Source organism: Megasphaera massiliensis, from assembly GCF_000455225.1.
Lineage (GTDB): Bacteria > Bacillota > Negativicutes > Veillonellales > Megasphaeraceae > Megasphaera > Megasphaera massiliensis.
Genome location: NZ_HF954537.1, coordinates 1 through 22,482 on the forward strand (window position 1 = coordinate 1; position 22,482 = coordinate 22,482).

Here is a 22,482-nt window from a genome sequence, read left to right on the forward strand (position 1 = left end):
GCCGCATTATTGCTTTTAGGGGTGTATTTCGTTACAGCCCCTTTTTGTATCGCTAAGATGATATCCTTGTGTTACGCCTGAGCTTTATCTTCCGTGTCGGTTGTCCCTTTGAACTGCAGGTAGACGAAGACGACGAAGGCGATGGCGAAGGCGATGACGCTGGTCATTTGTGCCGATTTAAGGCCCAGAGTCAGGTCGACGTAGTCGCCGCGGAGAAATTCCAAGAAGAACCGTTCGATGGCGTAGAGCATGACGTAGAGGCTGAATACCTGGCCCTTCTTGTGGGGGAAGGAGCTGTAAAAGAGGAGGGCGACGAAGACCAGGACGTCGATCTGTCCTTCCCAGACTTCGGCCGGCCATAAGGGCTGGCTGCTGTAGGTCTGATAGGCCAGGGTCGATTCGGGATAGACGATGCCGAAGTTGCCCCCCGTCGGATGGCCGAAGGCGTCACCGTTCATGAGGTTGGCCATGCGGCCGATGGACTGGCCCAGGATGATGGCCGGTGCCAACAGGTCGCCGAAGGCCCAGGTGTCGATATGGTAGTGTTTTGTATAGAGGTAGCCGGCAATGGCGCCGAATAAGAGGCCGCCCTGGATGGCCATGCCGCCTTGCCAGACGTAGGGGATTTCCGTCAGGTGATGCTGGTAGTAGGCCCAGTCGAAGAAGAAGACGTCCCACAGGCGGCCGCCGACGATGCCCGCCAGGCCGCAGTACATGGTGAAGTCGAAGATGTGGACGTGCCAGCCGCGGCCGTCGCGCTTCATGATGTAGTAGGCCGTAAGACCTGACGAGATGATGCCCAGCATAAATAACAGTCCGTAAGCCCGGACGGGGAAGGAGCCGATGAAAAATAGATACTGATGCAATATAAAACCTCCTTTGGGTGTGGTATAATGAAAAAATATGGACGGGATTTGTTCGCGTTCACCATAGAATTATACAGGATTGAACTTTTTTTTCCAATCCTCACGAGGAGGAAAGAATGATGAAATATAACCGTGTCATAAAAACTTCCTGCCTGACGGGACTGATTACCTTGTCTCTGACGGCTTTTTCCTTTGCGGCCGTCCCCGGCGACGACAGCGCTAAAGCGACGGACCCGGCTTTTAACGTGCCGACCGTGGCCAACCCCATTCCCGATGAAGTCGTAAAGGATCTTGAAATCGTCGAAGACCAGGGCCGCTGGCTCGTATCGGACAAGGCCCTCAGCCGCTACGGCATCAAAGAAGCCGACAAGAGCAAGGGAACCTATTGGTTCCGCCTGCCAAAGGCTGAAAACGGCTCGACGGCCTGGCAGGGCGCTCCCGTTCAGCTGACCCTTCCGGGACGGGCCGTCAGCGGCGGCCGGACCATCAATATCAAAAACGTCCGTCGTCCCCTGGGCATCAGCTATGTCCTGGCCGAAAATCCGACCGAGAAAAACAGCCTCCTGCCGCCAAAGCAGCCCGTAAACACGGCTCCCGAACTGCGCCGGGAAGGCGATCGTCAGCCGGCCGTCTCTAAGGAAGGGAAGATGGGCCTGGTCCTTTTTTGGGATCCCCTCATGAAGGAAGACCCTGATCTCCCGGAACTGCGGACTCACCAGCCGATCATGTCGCCGACGGCCTTCCGCCTGACCAAGAGCGGTATCGAGCTGCGCAACCCCGACTTCGACATGCTGGCCGAAACCTACGCCGCTAAGGGCTACGCCATGTGGCCTCTCGTCGACAATAACTTTGATCCCAAGGTGACCCACGAAATCCTGTCCGACAGCCGCCTTCAGGATACGATGGTCCGCCAGCTCATAGGCTATGCCATCCTCTATGATTTTAAGGGCTACAACATCGACTTTGAAAACATCAATTACAGCGATAAGGATAAATTGACGGCCTTCGTCCGCAAGATTTCCGACGCCGCCCATGCTTACGGCCTGAAACTGTCCATGGACGTGACGCCGCCGTCGGACAGCCCCAACTGGTCCATGGTCTACGACCGGGCCGCCCTGGCACCGCACCTGGACTACCTGATGATCATGGCCTACGATCAGGTCGGCCGGACCAGCCCCGTCGCCGGTCCTGTCGCAACCTACCCTTGGGTAGAACGAGCCGTTCAGAATACGCTGAAATTGGCGCCTGCCGATAAGATCGTCCTGGGCATGCCCCTTTACATGCGGCTGTGGTATGAATCGAAAGACGGCCGCGACCTGCCGCAGGACATTTCCGACTGGCCGGCTGTCGTCGGGGAACCGCCGGTAAAAGCTGCCAAGGCCGATGTCCGTAAAGACGAAGATCAGGCCAAGGTGAATGAGCCGATGCAGGTCGAAATTGAAACGGCAGCGGAAGAAGCGGCCCGTCAGGCTGCCGAAAACAAACAGGGCGTCATCGTTCCCATCGACTTTGACGGCAATACGTATAAACGGGCTGCCGTACAGCCTGCGAAAAAAGCTGCCAAACCGGCGGCATCGGCACCTCAGACAGCTGCCGGCGGCAAGGCCAAGCTCTTCGTCAGGACCCTTACCATGGCCGACAGCGAAGCCGTTCTCAAGGCCTATAAGAACTACGTCGTCTGGAAGCCCGACCTGAGCCTCTATTACTTGGAACTGCCCTTAAAAACGGGGACTGTTAAAATTTGGATAGAAGATGAAAAATCCTTAAAAGCTAAGGCTGAACTCATCCAAACTTATGGATTGAAGGGCGCAGCTTTTTGGCGAAAAGGATTTGAACCGACCCATTTTTGGCAGGGATTTGCAAAACATGAATTGACTTGACGCCATGAGGCCACTATAATAATATTCAAGACGCTGTAAGACAGGCTGTCTTTATTTTGACTGGGGCAGGATAGGAGGCTCTTATATTGGAAAAGTATATTCCACAGGAAATCGAAAAGAAATGGCAGCACGTATGGGAAGAACACCACTGTGACTGCTGCAGCGAAGACAACGGCAAACCGCCGTATTACGTATTGGAAATGTTCCCGTATCCGTCGGGGAATCTTCATATGGGCCACGTCCGCAACTACACCATCGGCGACGTCATCGCCCGCTACCGCCGCATGAACGGCTACAACGTTCTCCATCCTATGGGTTACGATGCCTTCGGCATGCCTGCTGAAAACGCAGCCATTAAACACAATATTCCGCCGGCAGAATGGACGTACAGCAACATTGAAAACATGACCCGTCAGCAAAAGGCCCTGGGCCTGTCCTACGACTGGGACCGCGAAGTAGCGACGTGCCATGAAAAGTATTATAAATGGACCCAGTGGATCTTTGAACTGTTCTACAAGCGGGGCCTGGCCTACCGCAAAGAAGCCAAGGTCAACTGGTGCGATACGTGCAACACCGTCCTTGCCAACGAACAGGTCATTGACGGCAAGTGCTGGCGCTGCGACAATCCAGTCGTCAAAAAGGACCTCAAACAGTGGTTCTTCAAGATTACGGACTATGCCGACCGCCTCTTAGATGACCTCAAAGAACTGCCGGGCTGGCCGGAACGGGTCAAGACCATGCAGAAGAACTGGATCGGCCGCAGCGAAGGGGCCGAATTCTCCTTCGATATCCCGGAAATCGGCAAAAAGGTACCCATGTTCTCGACCCGTGTCGATACGATCTTCGGCGTTACCTACATCGTCCTTGCTCCGGAACACGAATACGTTGCCGACCTCATCAAAGGCAAGGAAAATGAAGCCGAACTCCGGGCCTTCATTACGCGCATGAAGAACATGAGCGACATCGACCGCACGGCAACGGACGCCAAAAAAGAAGGCATGTTCACCGGGGCTTATGCCGTAAATCCGGTCAACAACGAAAAGGTCCCCATTTGGATCGCCAACTACGTCTTGGCCGACTACGGCACCGGCGCCGTCATGGGCGTACCGGCTCACGACCAGCGCGACTGGGAATTTGCCAAAGAATTTGGCCTGCCCCTGCGCCTCGTCGTCCAGAATAAAGAACAGAACCTCGATCTTGCGACCATGGAAGGGGCCTACCATGAACCGGGCACCTTGGTCAATTCCGGCGAATTCAACGGCCTGACCGACGAAGAAGGCCGCAAAGCCATTACGAAATGGCTGGCTGACAAAGGCCTTGGCAAAAAGACCGTAAACTATAAGCTCCGGGACTGGCTCATTTCCCGTCAGCGCTATTGGGGCGCTCCCATTCCCATCATCTACTGCCCGACCTGCGGCGAACAGCTCGTCCCTGAAGACCAGCTGCCGGTCAAGCTGCCGGAAGACGTCGAATTCACGGCCGGTGCCGTATCGCCCTTGGCGACGAGCAGCAGCTTTGTCAACTGCACCTGCCCGAAATGCGGCGGCCCGGCGAAACGGGAAACGGATACGATGGACACCTTCATCTGCTCGTCGTGGTACTTCCTGCGTTATACCGACGCCCGCAACGATGAACAGGCCTGGGATCCCAAGAAGGGCAATCACTGGATGAACGTCGACCAGTACATCGGCGGCATCGAACACGCCATCCTTCACCTCATGTACTCCCGCTTCTTCATGAAGGTCTTCCATGACGCCGGCCTCATCGAAGCGAAAGAACCTTTTGAACGCCTCCTGACCCAGGGGATGGTTCTCCTCGACGGCAGCAAGATGAGTAAATCTAAGGGCAACATCGTATCGCCGGAAGATATCATCGCCAAATACGGTGCCGATACGGCCCGCTTATTCATCCTCTTTGCCGCTCCGCCCGAACGCGATCTGGCTTGGTCCGATCAGGGCGTCGAAGGCTCGTACCGTTTCCTCAACCGCGTATGGCGCATCGTTCACCAGTTCCGGGACATGGAAAAAGCCGGTGACTCCCATAAGGCCTATACCGAAGGGGAAAAAGAACTGCGCTTTGAAGAATTCAAGGCCATTTCCAAAGTCACGGAAGACGTCCTCGGTAAAGACGGCGAATACGGCCTCAATACAGCCGTCAGCTCGATCATGGAATTCGTCAACGCCATGCACGCCTATGCCGGCGCCAACACGACGATCCATGACGACGTAGCTCTTGAAGCCAATAAGAACCTGCTCAAGATGCTGGCGCCCTTTACGCCGCATATTACGGAAGAACTGTGGCAGATCTGCGGCTTTGAAGGCAGCGTCCACCAGGAATCCTGGCCGGAAGTCGACAAGACGGCCCTCGTCGTCGATGAAATCGAACTGCCGATCCAGGTCAACGGCAAAGTCCGCGACCGCCTGACCGTCGCCGTCGATGCCGATAAGGAAGTCCTCGAAGCACAGGTCCTGGCCCTGCCGCATATTAAAGAATTCATCGGCGATAAAAAGGTCGTCAAATTTATCGTCGTACCGAAGAAAATCATCAATATCGTCGTTAAATAAAGAAATGTGAATATACTTAACAAAGGAGGGGACTGTCTGTCAGGCAGTCTCCTTTTCTTTAGATTGTACTTATTGTAACGTAATCTGTACCTGAAAGGAGATTGACATGAAGCCTTTTACGCCTTGGCCCGAGCGCATTGTCCGTCAAAACCACTGCCTCAATACCGTTCCCTGCGCCGTCTTGGTGCCGGTCATTTACAAAGACGGGGAAGAACATTTGGTTTTTGAAGTCCGCAGTTCTAAGCTCGACTGGCAGCCCGGAGAAATCTGCTTTCCCGGCGGCCGCATCGATAAGACCGACAAGAGTCCCTTGGCGGCAGCCCTGCGGGAAACGAAGGAAGAACTGGGCGTTTCTGCCGACCACATCCACCTCTGGGGCCCCCTGGACTACCTGGAATCGCCCGTCGGCGTCACCGTCTGGCCCTTTGCCGCCTATATGGATACGACGGATTTTACCTTGAGCACCGGTGAAGTGGACCACACCTTTACGGTTCCCTTGAAATGGTTCGACGACCATCAGCCGGAAATCGGCAACATCGAGCTGGCAACCCGGCCGGCACCGGACTTCCCGAAGGACCTGGAGATGCCCATGCGAGGCCAGTGGCGGCCGCGCCGGACCTACCAGGTAAAGATTTATACGTACGGCGATTATAAAATTTGGGGAATTACGGCACATATCCTTGACAACTTTAGGGGTATCCGTGCTATAATACAACCGTAAGCTTTCCTAAGTATTTGTAACCAGTATAGTTAGGTATAAGAATAAAAACCGACAGTAAAAATGAGACGTACCGTGTCAAGGCTATTTTCTCCTTTTTGCCTTGCTAGTACCAAAAAGTCTTGTTAATACTTTAAGATGAGAAAATGGAATGGTTATATTGTGATTTATAGCACTTTTGCTATTGATTTAACTTGTGAAAAGTTGTACAATGCACTTGTAAGCACTGAGACCGTGTGAATATATATCCAAGCTGTTTTTTTGTATCAACCGGACAATGTATTGTCTCAGATTTCAGGTTTTATCTTAAGGCTTTACTGTAAATTAACTATACACTAAGGAGAGTGGACACATCATGGATTTTAACTTAACAGAAGTACAACAGGATTTCATGAACCTCGCTAGAGATTTCGGTGAAAAGAGATTAGCTCCTACGATCATGGAACGCGACCATCAGGGCATTTATGATGACGCACTGATCGCTGAACTGCTCAGCTTGGGCATCACAGGCGCTTACTTTGAAGAAAAGTACGGCGGTGCCGGCGATGACGGCGGCGACGTTTTGAGCTACATCTTGGCTGTTGAAGAATTAGCTAAATACGATGCTGGCGTTTCCATCACCTTGTCTGCAACGGTTTCCCTCTGTGCTAACCCGATTTGGCAGTTCGGCACGGAAGAACAGAAAGAAAAATTCTTGGTTCCCTTGGTTGAAGGCACGAAACTCGGCGCTTTCGGCTTGACCGAACCGAATGCCGGCACGGACGCTTCCGGCCAGCAGACTGTCGCTGTTAAAAACGACGACGGCACGTACACCCTGAACGGCTCCAAGATCTTCATCACCAATGGCGGCCATGCTGATATCTACATTGTCTTCGCTATGACCGACAAGAGCAAAGGCAACCACGGCATCACGGCCTTCATCCTCGAAGACGGCATGCCCGGCTTCACTTATGGTAAAAAAGAAGACAAGATGGGCATCCATACGTCCGTCACGATGGAACTCGTATTCCAGGACGTCAAAGTTCCGGCTGAAAACATGCTCGGCGAAGAAGGCAAAGGCTTCAAGATCGCTATGATGACCCTCGACGGCGGCCGTATCGGCGTCGGCGCTCAGGCTCTCGGCATCGCAGAAGCTGCTTTGGCAGATGCTGTTGAATACTCCAAACAGCGTGTACAGTTCGGCAAACCGCTCTGCAAATTCCAGTCCGTTTCCTTCAAATTGGCTGACATGAAGATGCAGATCGAAGCTGCTCGCAACCTCGTTTACAAAGCTGCTTGCTTGAAACAGGAAGGCAAACCGTTCACGGTTGAAGCTGCTATCGCAAAACGCGTTGCTTCCGACGTTGCTATGCGTGTTTCCACTGAAGCTGTCCAGATTTTCGGCGGCTATGGCTACAGCGAAGAATATCCGGCTGCTCGTCATATGCGCGATGCTAAGATCACTCAGATCTACGAAGGCACGAACGAAGTTCAGCTCATGGTTACAGCTGGTGCTCTGTTAAGATAATTGAAGTTTATGATGCAGGCTTGGCATCAGCCAAGCCTGTTGCATAAAAAAAGACTTTAGGAGGCAAACGTAAATGGAAATATTGGTATGTGTCAAACAGGTTCCGGACACAGCAGAAGTTAAGATTGACCCCGTAAAAAATACCATCATCCGTGCTGGTGTTCCTAACATTTTCAACCCCTTCGACCAGAACGCACTGGAAGGTGCTCTGCAGTTGAAAGACGCTGATAAGGATAACGTCAAAGTCACGTTACTCTCCATGGGTCCTGAACAGGCTAAAGATGTCCTTCGTGAAGGTCTCGCTATGGGTGCTGACGATGCTTATCTCGTATCTGACCGTAAACTCGGCGGCTCCGATACGTTAGCCACGGGCTATGCTTTGGCACAGGCTGTTAAAAAAGTTGCTGAACTCAAAGGCATCGAAAAATTTGATTTGGTTCTTTGCGGCAAACAGGCTATCGACGGCGATACCGCTCAGGTTGGCCCGCAGATCGCTTGCGAACTCGGTATTCCGCAGATTACGTATGCTCGCGACATCAAAGTCGAAGGCGACAAAGTCACTGTCCAGCAGGAAAATGAAGAAGGCTACATCGTAACTGAAGCTAATTTCCCTGTCCTCATCACCGCCGTAAAAGACTTGAATGAACCGCGTTTCCCGACCATTCGCGGCACGATGAAAGCAAAACGCCGTGAAATCCCGACCTTAGACGCTGCTGCTATCGGCGTTGACGAAACGCTTATCGGTTTGAGTGGTTCTCCGACAAAAGTTCGTAAAACTTTCACTCCGCCTCAGAGATCCGGCGGTCTCGTTCTCAAAGTTGAAGACGACAACGAACAGGCAATCGTCGACCAGCTCATGGAAAAACTGACTGCCCAGAAAATCATTTAATTCAAGGAGGAACAGTGAAAATGGATTTAGCAGAATGCAAAGGCATTTATGTAATTGCTGAACAGTTTGAAGGCAAATTACGTGATGTATCTTTTGAATTGTTGGGTCAGGCCCGCATCTTGGCTGACACCATTGGCGACGAAGTCGGCGCTATTCTTATTGGTAAAGATGTAAAACCGTTGGCACAGGAATTGATCGCTCACGGTGCTCATAAAGTTTTCGTCTATGACGATCCGAAACTCGAACATTACAATACGACAGCATATGCAAAAGTTCTTTGCGACTTCTTCGAAGAAGAAAAAGCTAACGTATTCCTCGTTGGTGCTACCAACATCGGCCGTGACCTCGGCCCTCGCGTTGCCAACACCTTGAAAACGGGCCTTACAGCTGACTGCACGCAGCTCAGCGTTGACGACGACGGCAAGACCATCGTATGGACTCGTCCGGCTCTCGGCGGCAACATCATGGCTGAAATCATTTGTAAAGACAACCGCCCGCAGATGGGTACGGTTCGTCCGCACGTTTTCAAAAAACCGGAAGCTGACCCCAATGCAACGGGTGAAGTTATCGAAAAAGAAGTTAAAGTTTCCGATGCTGACATGATGACTCGTTTCGTCGAACTCATTAAAATGGGCGGCGAAGGCGTTAAGATCGAAGACGCTGACATCATCGTTTCCGGCGGCCGCGGCATGAATGGTGAAGAACCGTTCGCTACGGGCATCCTGAAAGAATGCGCAGACGTTCTCGGCGGCGCTGTCGGTGCTTCCCGTGCCGCAGTTGACGCTGGCTGGATCAGCGCTCTCCATCAGGTCGGCCAGACGGGTAAAACCGTTGCTCCGAAGATCTACATTGCCTGCGCTATCTCCGGTGCTATTCAGCACTTGGCTGGTATGTCCGGCTCTGACTGCATCATCGCCATCAACAAAGACGAAGATGCTCCGATCTTCAAAGTTTGCGACTACGGTATCGTAGGCGATGTCTACAAAGTTCTTCCGATGCTCACCGCAGCTATCAAGAAACAGAAAGGCCTCGCATAAGCTACTTGATTGTGAATGATAAAAGCACTGTCTCTCTGAGACAGTGCTTTTTTTGTGAAATATTCCGGGTGGAAAGATGGTTTCTCTCACTTGACAAGGCCCGAAACGTGCCGTATAATTTACGCATACCTTAGATATAAGAGAAAAGCTTTGAAAAGGACAACACTTTACAGCTCCTTTATGACAGAGAGAGGTACGTTGCTGGGAGTACCTTATAAAGACTGAAAAGTTACCGCCTTGGAGCTGAGTTTCTGAACTGAGTAAGAAACTCCGGACGCCCCGTTACGGCGCTTGAGTACGCTGGGATTTTTCCCGGTGAACTAGGGTGGAACCACGTGAGTAATGCTCTCGTCCCTTGAGGACGAGGGCTTTTTTTATTAAGGAGGATGTTTCGTATGGCAGAATTACTGTTGAAAGATGGAAGCAAAAAACAATTTTCCGATGGCATTTCTCTTGCCCAGGCCGTAAAAGAACTGAGCAACAGTCTTGCTAAAAAGGTTTTAGTCGCAAGGGTAAACGGTGAAATCACGGACCTTCGTGAAACGATCGTCGACGGCTCGACGGTCGAATTCTTCACCTTTGCCGATCAGGAAGGGAAGGATACCCTTCGCCATACAGCCTCTCATATCATGGCCCAGGCGATCCAGCACCTCTATCCGGGCGTCAAGTTCGCCATCGGCCCGTCCATTGAAAACGGTTTCTACTATGACCTCGATACAGAACACCGCTTCACACAGGACGACTTCGGTGCCATTGAAACTGAAATGGCTAAGATCGTAAAAGAAAACCTTCCCATTACCAAAGAAATCCTGTCCCGTGCCGACGCGTTGAAGATGTTCAAAGATGCCGGCCAGGATTATAAAGTAGAACTCATCCAGGACCTTCCGGAAGATGCCGTCATCTCCGTCTATCGCCAAGGCGACTTCTACGACCTCTGTGCCGGTCCGCACTGCGAATCGACAGGCCGGGTCAAAGCCTTTAAGATCCAGACCGTTGCCGGTGCCTACTGGCGGGGCGATGAAAAGAACAAGATGCTCCAGCGTATCTACGGCACGGCTTTTGAAAAGAAATCCGAACTCGACGACTACTTGAAGATGATGGAAGAAGCTGAAAAGCGCGACCATCGTAAATTGGGCAAACAGCTCGGCCTGTTCATGCTCAGCGAATACGGCCCGGGCTTCCCCTTCTTCCTGCCGAAGGGCATGATCGTCCGCAACCTGCTCATCGACTACTGGCGCGAAGTTCATCGCCGCTACGGCTACCAGCAGGTCATGACTCCGATGATCATGAACCGCGAACTCTGGGAAACTTCCGGTCACTGGGATCATTACAAAGAAAACATGTACTTCACCAAGATCGACGATGAAGACTACGCCATCAAACCGATGAACTGCCCGGGCGGCATGTTGGTCTATGCCAACGAACCTCATTCCTATAAGGAACTGCCCCTGCGCATCGGCGAACTGGGACTCGTTCACCGTCATGAATTGTCCGGCGCCCTCCACGGCCTGTTCCGCGTCCGCTGCTTCACTCAGGACGATGCCCACATCTTCATGATGCCTAGCCAGATCGAAGACGTCATCCAGGAAACGATCCGCCTCTTCGACGAAGTCTATGCTACCTTCGGTTTGACCTACCACGCTGAACTGTCGACTCGTCCGGACAACTCCATGGGCGACGACGCTACCTGGGAAATGACGACCGATGCCCTGCGCAAAGCCATGGATGACTTCGGCCTCGACTACAGCATCAACGAAGGCGACGGCGCCTTCTACGGTCCGAAGATCGACTTCCACTTGAAGGACTCCATCGGCCGTACCTGGCAGTGCGGTACCATCCAGCTCGATATGCTCCTGCCGGAAAAATTCAACCTGACCTACACCGGGGAAGACGGCCAGAAACACCGTCCGGTCATGATCCACCGCGTCGTCTACGGTTCGATCGAACGCTTCATCGGCATCTTGACCGAAAACTATGCCGGTGCTTTCCCGACCTGGCTGGCTCCGGTTCAGATCAAGATCCTGCCGATCTCTGAAAAACACTTGGCCTACTGCCAGGACGTTGCCAAGAAGATGGAAGCCAAGGGCATCCGCGTCGAAGTGGACGAAAGCAATGAAAAACTGGGTTACAAGATCCGCAAGGCACAGATGGAAAAAGTTCCTTACATGGCCGTCGTCGGCGATAAGGAAATGGAAAACGGTGCCTTCGGCCTGCGCGACCGCTCGAAAGGTGATTTAGGCGACAAGCCGATCGATGACGTCATCGAACACATCCTTCATGTGAGCGCAACTAGAGAAGGCTAATCTCCTTTGTCGAAAGCATGCCCTATGGTAAGCCCTCGAAGGACGAAATCGCTTATACTGTCATTCGCTGTCTCAGGACAGTGAAAAGGGGCTGTTTTTAGGAACAGCCCCCTTTCTTTTTTTCTATAAAGGAGTTTCTATGATAATCAACTGGTATCCCGGCCATATGGCCAAGGCCAAGCGCCTGATTCAGGAAAATCTCAAAATCATCGACGTCGTCATCGAACTCGTCGACGCCCGCATCCCCTTGAGCAGCACCAACCCCATGATCAAATCCCTCATCGGCGACAAGCCGTCCGTCGTCGTCCTCAATAAGGCCGATTTGGCCGATCCGGCCGTCGTCGACGAATGGGTGGCCTACTATAAACAGCAGGGGAGAAAGGTCATGGCCCTCAATAGCAAAGGCGGCAAGGGAGTCAAACAGCTCGTGTCCCTCATCCGCTCCTTAGCGGCGCCCAAGCTCGAACGCTGGAAGGCACGGGGCCTCAAGAACCGCGCCGTCCGGACCATGATCCTGGGGATCCCCAACGTCGGCAAGTCGACGCTGATCAATAAGTTGTCCCACCGAAGCGCCGCCAAGACGGCCGATAAGCCCGGGGAAACGAAGGGCAAGCAGTGGGTCCACATCGGCGACCAGCTCGACCTCCTCGATACGCCGGGCGTCTTGTGGCCGAAACTTGAAAATCAGACCAGTGCCTACCGGCTGGCCGCAACGGGGGCCATTTCCGACACCGTCTTCGATATGGAAACGGTAATTGCCCAGCTCATCGAACAGCTGACGGCCCAGTACCCGGATGAATTGAAAGGCCGCTATAAACTGGAAGAACTCAGCGACAAACCACTGGAAACGATTGAAGCCATCGGCCGCAAGCGAGGCTGCATCGTCTCCGGCGGCGTCGTCGACTTAGAAAAGACATATAAACTCATTTTGAAGGAATTCCGCGAAGGCGTAATCGGCGCCATTTCCCTCGACCGCCTCGGTGAATTTGAAGGGGATGAATGACATGGACATTGCCAAATTAAAGGTAGCCGACCTGAAAGAGCTGTTGGCCCAAGGCCGGGACATCGAAGCGTTGCTTTCGGCCATGAAGGGCGACGGCCGGGTGTCGGTCCGAAAGCTGGCCGACACCTACATGAAGCGGAAAATCAAGGAAGAAGAGGAACGGGAACGGGTCCTTCACCTCTATGATCCGGAAGGGCAGTATTACCGCCAGGGCCTGTACCATGTGGCCGGTATCGACGAAGCCGGCCGCGGGCCTGCGGCAGGGCCGGTCATGGTAGCCGCCGTCATCCTGCCGCCCTTTTGGGACTGTCCGGGCCTTAATGACAGCAAAAAAGTACAGCCCGCCAAAAGGGCAGAGCTGTACGACAAAATCATGGCCGAAGCCGTGGCCGTGTCGTGTATCGCCAAATCAGAAAAGGACATCGACCGCCTCGACATCTACCATGCGACGATGCAGGCCATGTACGAGACGGTAGAAGGCCTTGCCGTTCCGGCCGAAGCCGTCCTGGTCGATGCCATGCCCCTGCGGGACCTTACGATGCCGCATCGGTCCCTGGTCCACGGCGACGCCTTAAGCGCGTCCATCGCCGCGGCGTCGATCATCGCCAAGGTGACGCGAGACCGGCTGATGGTCGAATACGACAAAAAATATCCCCAGTACGGCTTTGCCGTCCACAAGGGATATTTGACGAAGATGCATATGGAAGCCCTTCGGGAATATGGGCCCTGTCCGATACACCGGCGGTCTTTTGAACCGATCAAGAGCATGGTGCAGGGGCAAGGCAGTTTTTAGCATAACTTTTAGAATAAATCCTTTCGCCACAATAAGATAGCCGCCGTAATCGTACAGATGAGGGCGATGCCGGATACGTAGAAGAAGCCGTTCGCCGTATCTTGGAAGGGGACCTGGACGTTGATGCCCCATAAACTGAAGATAATCGTCGGAACTGCCAGCATGATCGTAATCGAGGCTAAGAATTTCATGACTAAGTTCAGGTTGTTGGAAATGATCGACGCGAAGGTATCGGACATACTCATCAGGATGTTGGAATACATTTCAACCATTTCGATAGCCTGCTTGTTTTCGATGATGACGTCTTCCAGGAGGTCTTCGTCTTCTTCATACATTTTAATGAGATGGTGAAGGGCCGTGTTGCGGCGCAGGCGCATGAGGCGCTCCATGACGATGCCGTTTCCCCTGAGGGCCGATGTGAAGTAGGTCAAGGATTTCTGTAATTCCAAGAGCATGAAAAATTCCTTGTTGCGCATGGAATGGCGCAGTGTTTCTTCGAGATCATCCGTTCGGTGATTGATCTGCATTAAGTAACGAAGGAATAAGGTTGCCGAACGATAGAGTATTTGAAATAAGAAGCGCGTCTTTTTAAAGGTGTGGAACAGGGGATAGGTGTTTTTCGTAAAAGCGCGCATGACTTCCGTCTCCTCGATACAGAGGGTGATGATGAAGTCGGATGTGATGAAGATACCGAGGGGCAGTGTGTCGTAACTGTCCGTTTCCAGGACGACGGGAATGTTGATGACGACGAAGATGTAGTTGTCTTCGATTTCAACGTGGGAACGTTCTTCCGTGTCCAAGGCGGTTTTCAAAACATCGGTGGGGATTTCCGTGACCATGGATACGAGCTGCAAATCGTCGGAATCCGGGTTTACGACGTTGATCCATGAGCCTTTTTCAGCCGATGCCAAGGAAATGTTTCCATCCAAGTGGCCGTTGCTGTGCTTGTAAACTTGAATCATGTTACGGTACTCTCCCTTTCTGCAGAATCAGGGCCTCTAACCCCAAATTCTAATATAATCATTAATCTTTCGTTCGTCAACCCTTTTGGGGATTTTTTACACAATCTTTGTCTGTCCCGGCGGCGAAGAGGTGCGGCTGGCGACGGACGGCTAATTATGGTATGATAACTATACGAAAAAATAAGGGGAGGCCTGCGTATGACCAGAAAATTCGTACTCACGGCTGATGAAGAGAGTAAACTATTATGCAGTTATTAAAAATGGAGCTGAGAGGCTTCAAATCCTTTGCCGATAAGACAATTTTGAACTTTGATAAGGGTATTACGGCCATCGTCGGGCCCAACGGCAGCGGTAAGAGCAACATTTCCGATGCCGTCCGCTGGGTCATGGGGGAACAGAACATCCGCCAACTGCGGGGCCAGCGTGCCGAAGACATCATCTTTGCCGGTACACAAACCCGCCGGCCTCAGGGTGCGGCCGAAGTATCGCTCTATTTTGATAACAGCGACCATGCCCTGGACACGGAATTTACGGAAGTCGTCGTCACCCGGCGCCTCTTTCGGTCCGGTGACAGTGAATACTATATCAACCGTCGGCCGTGCCGCTTAAAGGATATCCATATCCTTTTTGCCGACACCGGTATCGGTCAGGATTCCATGGCCGTCATCGGCCAGAACCGCGTCGATCGCATCTTGAACAGCAAGCCTGAAGAACGGCGGGTCATCTTTGAAGAAGTGGCCGGCATCAGCCGCTTTAAGGGGCGAAAAGCCGAAGGCCTGCGAAAAATTGCGGAAACGGAACGCAATTTGGAACGCATCGGCGACCTTACCAGTGTCCTCGAAGAGCAGCTGGAACCCTTGCAGAAACAGGCTGAAACACTGAAGGAGTTCCGAACCCTCGACAGCGAACGACTGGCCTATGAAGGAACTTTGACCTTGCAGGAGCTGCGCAACAGCGAACGCCTCTTGGCCAAAGCCGAAAACAGCCGCCAGTCGGCATCGGCGGAAGAACAGGAAGCGGCCAAAGCATTGACCGATGCCGAACAGCGGCGCAAGGCCCTCATGGCCTCCATGGCGGCGGAAGAAGAAAAACTGCGTCGCCTCGATGAAGAAGCCATGGCCGTGCACAACGAATTGGACAGCCTGACCCATCGCCAGGAAGCCTGCATTCAGCGAAAAGCCGAACTGGCTGAGCAGCAGGCTGCCGATGAAAAGGATGAAGGCCAGCTCCAAGAGCGGCAGACGTCTTGGGAAGCCAAGGAGAAAGAACTGCGGCAGCAGAAGGAACAAAAGGAAACCGAGCTGGCAGCGGCTCAAAAGGCCCTGGCCCTGACCGAAACCTTAGTCACCCAAGCGGACGACAAGGCTAAACAAGCTGCCGACGCCCTAAAGGAACGCCTCGATGCCAATTCCAGCCGCAGCCGCGACGCCTTCATGCTGCGCCGCGACCGCGATGACCTGCGCCGCCGCTTAGAAGAAAATGCCGACGCCTGTGAAGAAGCCCTTCGCGCTTTCGAAGAAAAAAAGCAGGCCTTGGAAGACTTGAAGGGCCGTAGTCAGGCCGTCGAAGATCGAAGAGACCAGTGGCAGCAACGCCTTCGAGACCGGGAAAAGGAGGTTGCCGCTCAGAAGGAGGCCGCTGCCAAGGCGCAGGCCCTCCTGGAGGACGTCGAACGGGACTATCGCCGTCTTCGCAGTGACGTCGACGGGGCTCAACAGCGCATCGGCGTCTTACGGAGCATGGAACAAGAACACGAAGGCTTGGGCCGGGCCGTCAAGGTCGTCCTTACGGCATCGCAGCCCTGGCGCAGCGAGCTTTGCGGCGCCGTCGGCGAATTATGCCGCATTCCCGGTAAGTTTGCCGTCGCCGTCGACATTGCCCTGGGCGCCGCGGCCCGGTACGTCGTGGCCGAAAACGAAGGGGCGGCCAAACAGGCCATTTCCTATTTAAAAGAAAAGAAAGCCGGCCGGACGACCTTCCTGCCCCTGGATACCCTGAGAAACCGGACGCGGACCGCCGATGAAGAACGGGCCGCGTCGGAAAAAGGCATCCTGGGTTTTGCCTCTGATGTCATTACGTATGAAGAAAAATATAAGACGGTCTTTACGTCTTTATTGGGGAAGACACTCTTGGCCGATACGATGGACACGGGGTCGGCCGTCGCCAAGAAGTACGGCCACCGTCTGCGCATCGTCTGCCTCGACGGCACGCAGTTCAATGCCGGCGGCTCCCTGACCGGCGGCAGTACGCGAAATCAGGAAGGCTCCCTCATCAGCCGCAGAGCCTTGATGGAAGACTTGCAGCAGCACCTTGACGACGGTCAAAAAAAGCTCCAAGGGTTGACGGAAAAGGGCAAGGCTTTGCGCCGAACGGCTGAAGAAGGGAAACAGGTCTTGGCGGCGGCCGAAGAAGGCCTGCAAAAGGCCAAGCAGGAATCGGGCCAGGCCGCATGGCAGGCTGCGCAGCTCGCTTCGGAATTGCGCGACCTTGAAAAGACCGTGACCGATATGGATAAGCGCGTCGAAGCCCTTGACACGGCCCGCGCGGATATCCAAGCCGACCTCGTTTCCAAAGAAAAGGCGCTCTCGGCCCTGGAAGAAGAACCGGAAACGGACATTCACCAGTGGCAGGCCGCAGCCGATGCCGCCCAGGCCGAAGCAGAGCGGTGCCGGAAGAACCTGACGGAATGTCAGATCACGGCGGCGACCTTAAAAGAACAGGTCCGCCATGGGGAAGAACAGCTGACTCAGCACGCTTCCTGGCAGGACGAATTGACGAGTCAGCAGGAAATCCTTGCACAACGGCGTAAGGACCTTCGCGAGCGCCGCCAAACGACGGAAAGGCTCTTACAGGAGCTGGCTCAGAATATCGAAGTGAAGAAGGCCGAAACGGCTCGTTCCGATGAGGCCAAAGAAGCTTTCTATAAGTGCCGCAGCGAACGGCTGCAGCAGAGCCATGACCTGGACGAACTCGTCGACGACCTGCGTAAGCGCAGTCAGACCTGGCAGCAGCGCCTCAATGCTGCCGATATCCAGATGGAAAAATATAAGAGCGATATCAGTCATCATGAAGAACGGCTGGCCATGCAGGGCCTGAGTCGGCAGGAAGCCATGGATCGGCGCCGCGAAGGCTCGCTGAAAGAGCTTCACGACAAGGTCAGTCAGTTAAAATCACAAATAACGGCCTTAGGTACCATCAACCCGGCTGCCGAAGACGACTATCAGGCAGCCCTGGATAAACAAGAATTTTACAAGAAGCAGTGCCTCGATTTAGAAGAATCGAGGGAAAAGCTGCGGGCCGTCGTCGCCGACATCGACAAGGCCATGGCCGACCAATTCGGTCAGGCCTTTCAAGATATCGGCGTCCATTTCCAGCAGATTTTCAGCTGCCTCTTTGAAGGCGGAACGGCCCATTTGGCCCTGACCGATAAAGAACACATCTTAGAGTCCGGCGTCGAAATCTACATCCGGCCGCCGGGAAAGAAACAGCAGTCTCTGACCCTCCTCTCGGGGGGCGAACGAGCCCTTACGGTCATCGCCCTGCTCCTGGCCTTTTTGGCCTTTCATCCGGCGCCGTTCTGTCTGGTCGACGAAGTAGACGCGGCCCTCGACGAAGCCAATGTAGAGCGCATGGCCAAGTATCTCCAGAATTACAGCGGCTCGACGCAGTTCATCGTCATCACCCACCGCCGCAAGACGATGGAAGCGGCCAATACGCTCCTCGGCGTCACCATGGAAGAAAAGGGCGTATCGCGGCTGCTGTCGGTCAAAGTAGATGAATTATTAAAGGAAGGAACATGATCATGGGATTTTTTTCAAAACTTCGAAAAGGCTTAGAAAAGACGAAACACTCGCTCATTCAAAACATAGAGACCGTCGTCCGCGGCTACGCGAAAATCGACGACGACATGTATGACGACTTGGAAGCGGTCATGCTGACCGGCGACATGGGCGTCGAAACGACGGAATACCTCCTCAATCAGATCCGGACCGGCGTCAAGAACCGGGATATCAAAGACGGGAACGACGTCGTACCTTACCTTGAAGGGTGCATCGTCAAGCTTTTGAATGAAAACGATGAACCCCTGCCGGAAACGGAGGGGACACGGGTCATCTTCGTCGTCGGCGTCAACGGCGTCGGCAAGACGACGACCATCGGTAAGTTAGCGAAATACTATGAAGAACAGGGGAAATCGGTCATGCTGGCTGCCGGCGATACCTTCCGGGCCGCCGCGTCGGAACAGCTGACCATCTGGGCCGAACGGGTCGGCGCTCCCATCGTCAAGCATCAGGAAGGAGCCGATGCGGCTGCCGTCGTCTTCGACGCCACGGCTTCGGCGAAAGCCCGTAACATCGATATCCTCCTGGTCGATACGGCAGGCCGATTGCAGACTAAGTCCAACCTCATGGAAGAACTGCGGAAAATGGCCCGCATCGCCGGCCGCAACATCGATGGGGCTCCCCAGGAAACGCTGCTCGTCCTCGATGCCACGACGGGACAGAATGCCGTCAGCCAGGCCAAGCTCTTCGGCGACGTCGTGCCCTTGACCGGCGTCGTCCTGACCAAGCTCGACGGCACGGCCAAAGGCGGCGTCATCCTGTCGATTAAACGGGAACTGGGCGTCCCCGTCCGCTGGGTCGGCGTCGGCGAAGGCGTCGACGATCTTCGTCCCTTCGATGCTGCCCAGTTTGCCGATGCCCTCTTCGACAAGAACGTCGCCGCCCGTGAAGAGGGTGGCGAATAAGGAGGGAGGAGGTCATGACCATCGTCGAAGACATGGGCTCGAAACTTGCGGCCCTGCGCCGGGAACGGCCCCTCATTCATCACATTACGAACTTTGTCACCATGGACGACTGCGCCAATGCGACCCTGGCCATCGGCGCCTCGCCGACGATGACCAATTCCGTCGAAGAAGTCGCCGAAATGGCGGCGGCCGCGAAAGCACTGGTCCTCAATCTGGGCACCCTCCAGCAGTGGACCCTGGAGGCCATGATCCTGGCCGGAAAGGCGGCAGCCCGTAAGGGCGTTCCCATCATCTTCGACCCTGTCGGGGCCGGCGGGACGACCTTTCGCACGGAAGCGGCCCTGCGCCTGGTCCGGGAACTACCCCTTTCGGTCATCCGCGGCAATGCGGCGGAAATCACCTGCCTGGCCGATCATAAGAGCGGCCGCAACCTCGGCGTCGACAGCCTGGTCCGTCCCGTCGACGGTACGTTGGCGGCCGACCTTGCCCAACAATTGGGAACGACCATTGCCATTACCGGCGCCGTCGACATCATTTCCGACGGCAAGCAGACGGCTGCCGTCCACAACGGCTGCCCCATGCTGACCTATGTGTCCGGTACGGGCTGCATGACGTCATCCCTCATCGGCTCCTTTGCCGCCGTCAGCGACGCCTTTACGGCAGCTGTCGCCGGCGTCACGGCCATGGGCATCGGCGGCGAACTGGCCATGGAAAGAGGCGGAAGTGCCGGGCCCGGTTCTTTTCACGCCCGCCTCTTCGATGCTTTTTACAGCCTGAATGGCGATCTGTTGCAACAGTATGGAAAGGTCTTGATTACCCATGAACAATGTTGAACTTAAAAGAATGACGGTGACGGCTATCTTCATCGCCATCGGAGTCTTGCTGGCTCCCTTCGTTTCATTTCCCTTCGGCGGGGCCCGCGTCTTTCCCCTGCAGCATCTCATCAACGTCCTCTTAGCCGTCCTCGTCGGCTGGCGCTATTCGACGGCCGGTGCCTTCTGCATCTCGTCGATCCGCATGGCTATGGGCGTCGGGACGGTCCTTGCCTATCCCGGCAGCATGATCGGCGCCGCCTTGGCCGGTATCTTCTATAAAAGGACGGGATCCATCTGGGGGGCCGTTGCCGGTGAAATCATCGGGACCGGACTTTTAGGCGGCCTCATCGCTTATCCCGTGGCGGCCTTCGTCTTAGATTCTAAAGCCGTGGCCCTGTGGTTTTTTATCGTCGCTTTTTTACCCAATACCTGCCTCGGTGCCGCCTGCGGAGCCTTGTTATACCGCTTTTTGCCCATCCGGAAACTGGCTGGCCAATTGGAAAAATAATAATTACAACTTGTTTAGAGCCGTATATTGACTTATATGGTGCGGTATATTAAACTATAAATTGGTACTGGGTTTTATGTTTGAGTTTCAGAGACAGTATGTTATATTTTTGTGAGTAGGATGTGTTTACATGACAGAAGATATCCGCGCCAAGATTCTGGCGGAAGCCTTGCGTGAAATCGACCGGCATGGTTCTGAGTTTCACATGGATGATTTAGCCCGCAAGCTGCGCATCAGTAAGCGAACCTTGTACGAATATTTTTCGTCAAAACAGGAAATCGTGGAAGAAGCGATCAGTTCGTTTCTTGAAAGGGTCTACCAATACCATCGGGAGCTCGTCGACGATGACAACCTGACCTGTGAAGAGAAATTGATTGCCTATTTCGACGTGCCCAATGAAAACTGGCAGGTCTTGTCGGTCCGGAAGGTCTGCGATCTCTTAGTGAAGATGCCCGACGTCTGGGAACGCCTGCAGTCCCGCTACAAAAAGGATTGGAGTCTCTTGGAACAGCTCCTCGATGAAGCTCAGCAGACAGGAGAATTCAAGCCTTTTGACAAGCTCCTGTTATTGCGCATGCTGCACAGCGCAGCCGATGATATCATCGATTATTTCAATGATGTCAATCAAGATTCCAGTTTTAGTGATTATATGAAACGTTGTATAAAGGTCTTATTATACGGCATTAAAAATCAGGAATCGAAAGAAATAGGAGGAAAAAAAAGATGATACAAAAACGCAAACTTGCGACGATGAGCGTTGCCGTCCTGACGGTTGCGGCGCTCTTGGCCGGCTGTGGTGCTGATAAAGACGCAACTAAAGCGCCCGTTGCTGTCAATACGTATAAAGTCGTCGCGTCAGACACGCCCGTTCGAGCTGAATACAGCGGTACCGTATCGGCGATGGATAAGGTTCCCGTTCAGCCGAAGATTTCCGGCCGCGTCGTAGAAAAGTACGTCCAGGGCGGTCAGGATGTCACGGCCGGTCAGGCCTTGTTCCGCATCGACAGCCGTACGTACGATGCCGCCTTGGCTCAGGCAAAGGCAACCCAAGCCCAGTCCGAAGCCAATTTAGCCAATCAGCAGCTCAATCTCCGCCGTTACCAGGCCCTGGCCAGCCAGGATGCCGTTCCGCAGCAGACCGTAACCGACCAGGAAGCGGCTACGCGCCAACAGGCAGCCGTCGTCGCGGCTAACGCGGCCCAGGTCGATGCCGCTCAGGATAACGTCGATGATACCATCGTCTATGCGCCCTTCAGCGGCAAGCTGAACGTCGATGACGTGCCTATCGGCACCTTTGCGACAGCCGGTTCGACGGCACTGGTCACCATTTCGTCGACCAATCCGGTCTACGTCGAATTTTCCATCAGTGAAGCCGAATACCTGCAGATGACCAAACAGGGGGCAGACGGCAGTAACTGGGGCGACCACCTCCTGCTCCGCCTGAGCGACGGCACGATGTATCCTTATGAAGGCCGCATTGCCCAGGTCAACCACGGCATGGACGGCAACTCCGGTTCGATCATCGTCAAAGCCGTCTTTGACAACCCGGAAAACCTGCTCATCCCCGGCCTGTATGCTACGGTCGTTTCCGATACGCAGATTCAGCGCAATGCCTTGTCCGTCCCGCAGCGGGCTGTTCAGCAGACCCTCGGTAAATACTACGTTTCCGTCATCGACGGCAACGGACAGGCTCAGACTCGGGAAGTCACGCCGGGCCAGAAAGTCGGTAAATTCTGGATCATCACCAGCGGGCTTCAGAGCGGCGATATCGTCATCGTCGACGGCTATCAGAAAGCAAAGGGAGCGACCCTCGACCAGCACTTGCTGACCAAGGCGGATATCGACAACGATAACTCCAATACGGCTTCTGACTCGTCGTCAAACAAGTAGGGA

At 54.0% G+C, this 22,482-nt stretch carries 17 protein-coding genes and 1 other annotated feature; of the genes, 15 read left to right on the top strand and 2 right to left on the bottom strand.

Going from position 1 to position 22,482, the window contains the following annotated elements:
- Positions 1-71: 71 nt before the first annotated feature.
- Positions 72-866, bottom strand: coding sequence for a prolipoprotein diacylglyceryl transferase (lgt, locus tag TX77_RS03490; protein WP_044503456.1), 795 nt, complete (start codon positions 864-866; stop codon positions 72-74).
- Between the two features lie 116 nt (positions 867-982).
- Between lgt and TX77_RS03495 the strand changes: the two genes are divergently transcribed.
- The 9 genes from TX77_RS03495 to TX77_RS03535 all read left to right on the top strand — a co-directional run bounded on the left by TX77_RS03495 (position 983) and on the right by TX77_RS03535 (position 13,560).
- Positions 983-2,746 (top strand): glycosyl hydrolase family 18 protein, encoded by a 1,764-nt coding sequence (locus TX77_RS03495; RefSeq protein ID WP_230198019.1) that lies wholly within the window; start codon positions 983-985, stop codon positions 2,744-2,746.
- A gap of 83 nt (positions 2,747-2,829) precedes the next feature.
- Positions 2,830-5,310, top strand: coding sequence for a leucine--tRNA ligase (gene leuS / locus TX77_RS03500; protein ID WP_195891178.1), 2,481 nt, complete (start codon positions 2,830-2,832; stop codon positions 5,308-5,310).
- A gap of 106 nt (positions 5,311-5,416) precedes the next feature.
- Positions 5,417-6,031, top strand: coding sequence for an NUDIX hydrolase (locus TX77_RS03505; protein ID WP_044503459.1), 615 nt, complete (start codon positions 5,417-5,419; stop codon positions 6,029-6,031).
- Between the two features lie 352 nt (positions 6,032-6,383).
- Complete coding sequence (locus TX77_RS03510; RefSeq protein ID WP_044503460.1) at positions 6,384-7,535, top strand: acyl-CoA dehydrogenase; 1,152 nt, start codon at positions 6,384-6,386, stop codon at positions 7,533-7,535.
- A gap of 73 nt (positions 7,536-7,608) precedes the next feature.
- Entirely contained in the window at positions 7,609-8,424 is an 816-nt protein-coding gene (locus TX77_RS03515) for an electron transfer flavoprotein subunit beta/FixA family protein (protein ID WP_044503461.1), read from the top strand.
- 20 nt (positions 8,425-8,444) lie between these two features.
- Positions 8,445-9,461, top strand: coding sequence for an electron transfer flavoprotein subunit alpha/FixB family protein (locus tag TX77_RS03520; RefSeq protein ID WP_044503462.1), 1,017 nt, complete (start codon positions 8,445-8,447; stop codon positions 9,459-9,461).
- Positions 9,462-9,602: 141 nt separating this feature from the next.
- Positions 9,603-9,820: a binding site (T-box leader), on the top strand.
- A 36-nt stretch (positions 9,821-9,856) separates the two neighbouring features.
- Entirely contained in the window at positions 9,857-11,764 is a 1,908-nt protein-coding gene (thrS, locus tag TX77_RS03525; RefSeq protein ID WP_044503463.1) for a threonine--tRNA ligase, read from the top strand.
- 139 nt (positions 11,765-11,903) lie between these two features.
- A complete protein-coding gene (gene ylqF / locus TX77_RS03530; RefSeq protein WP_044503464.1) occupies positions 11,904-12,767 on the top strand; it encodes a ribosome biogenesis GTPase YlqF in 864 nt (287 codons plus the stop codon).
- A gap of 1 nt (position 12,768) precedes the next feature.
- Complete coding sequence (locus TX77_RS03535; RefSeq protein WP_044503465.1) at positions 12,769-13,560, top strand: ribonuclease HII; 792 nt, start codon at positions 12,769-12,771, stop codon at positions 13,558-13,560.
- 8 nt (positions 13,561-13,568) lie between these two features.
- Here the strand turns inward: TX77_RS03535 and TX77_RS03540 are convergent, their stop codons facing one another.
- Positions 13,569-14,522, bottom strand: a complete 954-nt coding sequence (locus tag TX77_RS03540) for a magnesium transporter CorA family protein (protein WP_044503466.1) — start codon at positions 14,520-14,522, stop codon at positions 13,569-13,571.
- A gap of 245 nt (positions 14,523-14,767) precedes the next feature.
- On the opposite strand from TX77_RS03540, the gene smc reads away from it, so the two are divergent.
- The 6 genes from smc to TX77_RS03570 all read left to right on the top strand — a co-directional run bounded on the left by smc (position 14,768) and on the right by TX77_RS03570 (position 22,479).
- Positions 14,768-18,322: a chromosome segregation protein SMC gene (gene smc / locus TX77_RS03545; protein ID WP_044503467.1), complete on the top strand. Its 3,555-nt coding sequence runs from the start codon at positions 14,768-14,770 to the stop codon at positions 18,320-18,322.
- Positions 18,323-18,324: 2 nt separating this feature from the next.
- Positions 18,325-19,266 carry a signal recognition particle-docking protein FtsY gene (gene ftsY, locus TX77_RS03550; RefSeq protein ID WP_044504746.1) on the top strand — a complete coding sequence of 314 codons (942 nt, stop codon included), beginning with the start codon at positions 18,325-18,327 and terminating at the stop codon, positions 19,264-19,266.
- 14 nt (positions 19,267-19,280) lie between these two features.
- Positions 19,281-20,099, top strand: coding sequence for a hydroxyethylthiazole kinase (gene thiM, locus TX77_RS03555; RefSeq protein ID WP_044503468.1), 819 nt, complete (start codon positions 19,281-19,283; stop codon positions 20,097-20,099).
- A complete protein-coding gene (gene thiW / locus TX77_RS03560) occupies positions 20,086-20,589 on the top strand; it encodes an energy coupling factor transporter S component ThiW (RefSeq protein WP_044503469.1) in 504 nt (167 codons plus the stop codon). Before thiM ends, thiW begins: the two co-directional genes overlap by 14 nt.
- A 130-nt stretch (positions 20,590-20,719) precedes the next feature.
- Positions 20,720-21,316: a TetR/AcrR family transcriptional regulator gene (locus TX77_RS03565; RefSeq protein ID WP_044503470.1), complete on the top strand. Its 597-nt coding sequence runs from the start codon at positions 20,720-20,722 to the stop codon at positions 21,314-21,316.
- A complete protein-coding gene (locus TX77_RS03570) occupies positions 21,313-22,479 on the top strand; it encodes an efflux RND transporter periplasmic adaptor subunit (RefSeq protein ID WP_044503471.1) in 1,167 nt (388 codons plus the stop codon). The genes TX77_RS03565 and TX77_RS03570 overlap by 4 nt, the downstream gene beginning before the upstream one ends.
- The last annotated feature ends 3 nt before the right edge of the window (positions 22,480-22,482 follow it).

What these genes read in the sequence shown, in the direction of transcription:
- TX77_RS03515 (WP_044503461.1), top strand. Translation starts at nt 7,609, where the DNA reads ATGGAAATATTGGTATGTGTCAAACAGGTTCCGGACACAGCAGAAGTT.
- thiM (WP_044503468.1), top strand. Translation starts at nt 19,281, where the DNA reads ATGACCATCGTCGAAGACATGGGCTCGAAACTTGCGGCCCTGCGCCGG.
- thrS (WP_044503463.1), top strand. Translation starts at nt 9,857, where the DNA reads ATGGCAGAATTACTGTTGAAAGATGGAAGCAAAAAACAATTTTCCGAT.
- ylqF (WP_044503464.1), top strand. Translation starts at nt 11,904, where the DNA reads ATGATAATCAACTGGTATCCCGGCCATATGGCCAAGGCCAAGCGCCTG.
- ftsY (WP_044504746.1), top strand. Translation starts at nt 18,325, where the DNA reads ATGGGATTTTTTTCAAAACTTCGAAAAGGCTTAGAAAAGACGAAACAC.
- TX77_RS03505 (WP_044503459.1), top strand. Translation starts at nt 5,417, where the DNA reads ATGAAGCCTTTTACGCCTTGGCCCGAGCGCATTGTCCGTCAAAACCAC.
- TX77_RS03540 (WP_044503466.1), bottom strand. Translation starts at nt 14,522, where the DNA reads ATGATTCAAGTTTACAAGCACAGCAACGGCCACTTGGATGGAAACATT.
- thiW (WP_044503469.1), top strand. Translation starts at nt 20,086, where the DNA reads ATGAACAATGTTGAACTTAAAAGAATGACGGTGACGGCTATCTTCATC.
- TX77_RS03570 (WP_044503471.1), top strand. Translation starts at nt 21,313, where the DNA reads ATGATACAAAAACGCAAACTTGCGACGATGAGCGTTGCCGTCCTGACG.
- TX77_RS03535 (WP_044503465.1), top strand. Translation starts at nt 12,769, where the DNA reads ATGGACATTGCCAAATTAAAGGTAGCCGACCTGAAAGAGCTGTTGGCC.
- TX77_RS03520 (WP_044503462.1), top strand. Translation starts at nt 8,445, where the DNA reads ATGGATTTAGCAGAATGCAAAGGCATTTATGTAATTGCTGAACAGTTT.
- smc (WP_044503467.1), top strand. Translation starts at nt 14,768, where the DNA reads ATGCAGTTATTAAAAATGGAGCTGAGAGGCTTCAAATCCTTTGCCGAT.
- TX77_RS03565 (WP_044503470.1), top strand. Translation starts at nt 20,720, where the DNA reads ATGACAGAAGATATCCGCGCCAAGATTCTGGCGGAAGCCTTGCGTGAA.
- TX77_RS03495 (WP_230198019.1), top strand. Translation starts at nt 983, where the DNA reads ATGATGAAATATAACCGTGTCATAAAAACTTCCTGCCTGACGGGACTG.
- TX77_RS03510 (WP_044503460.1), top strand. Translation starts at nt 6,384, where the DNA reads ATGGATTTTAACTTAACAGAAGTACAACAGGATTTCATGAACCTCGCT.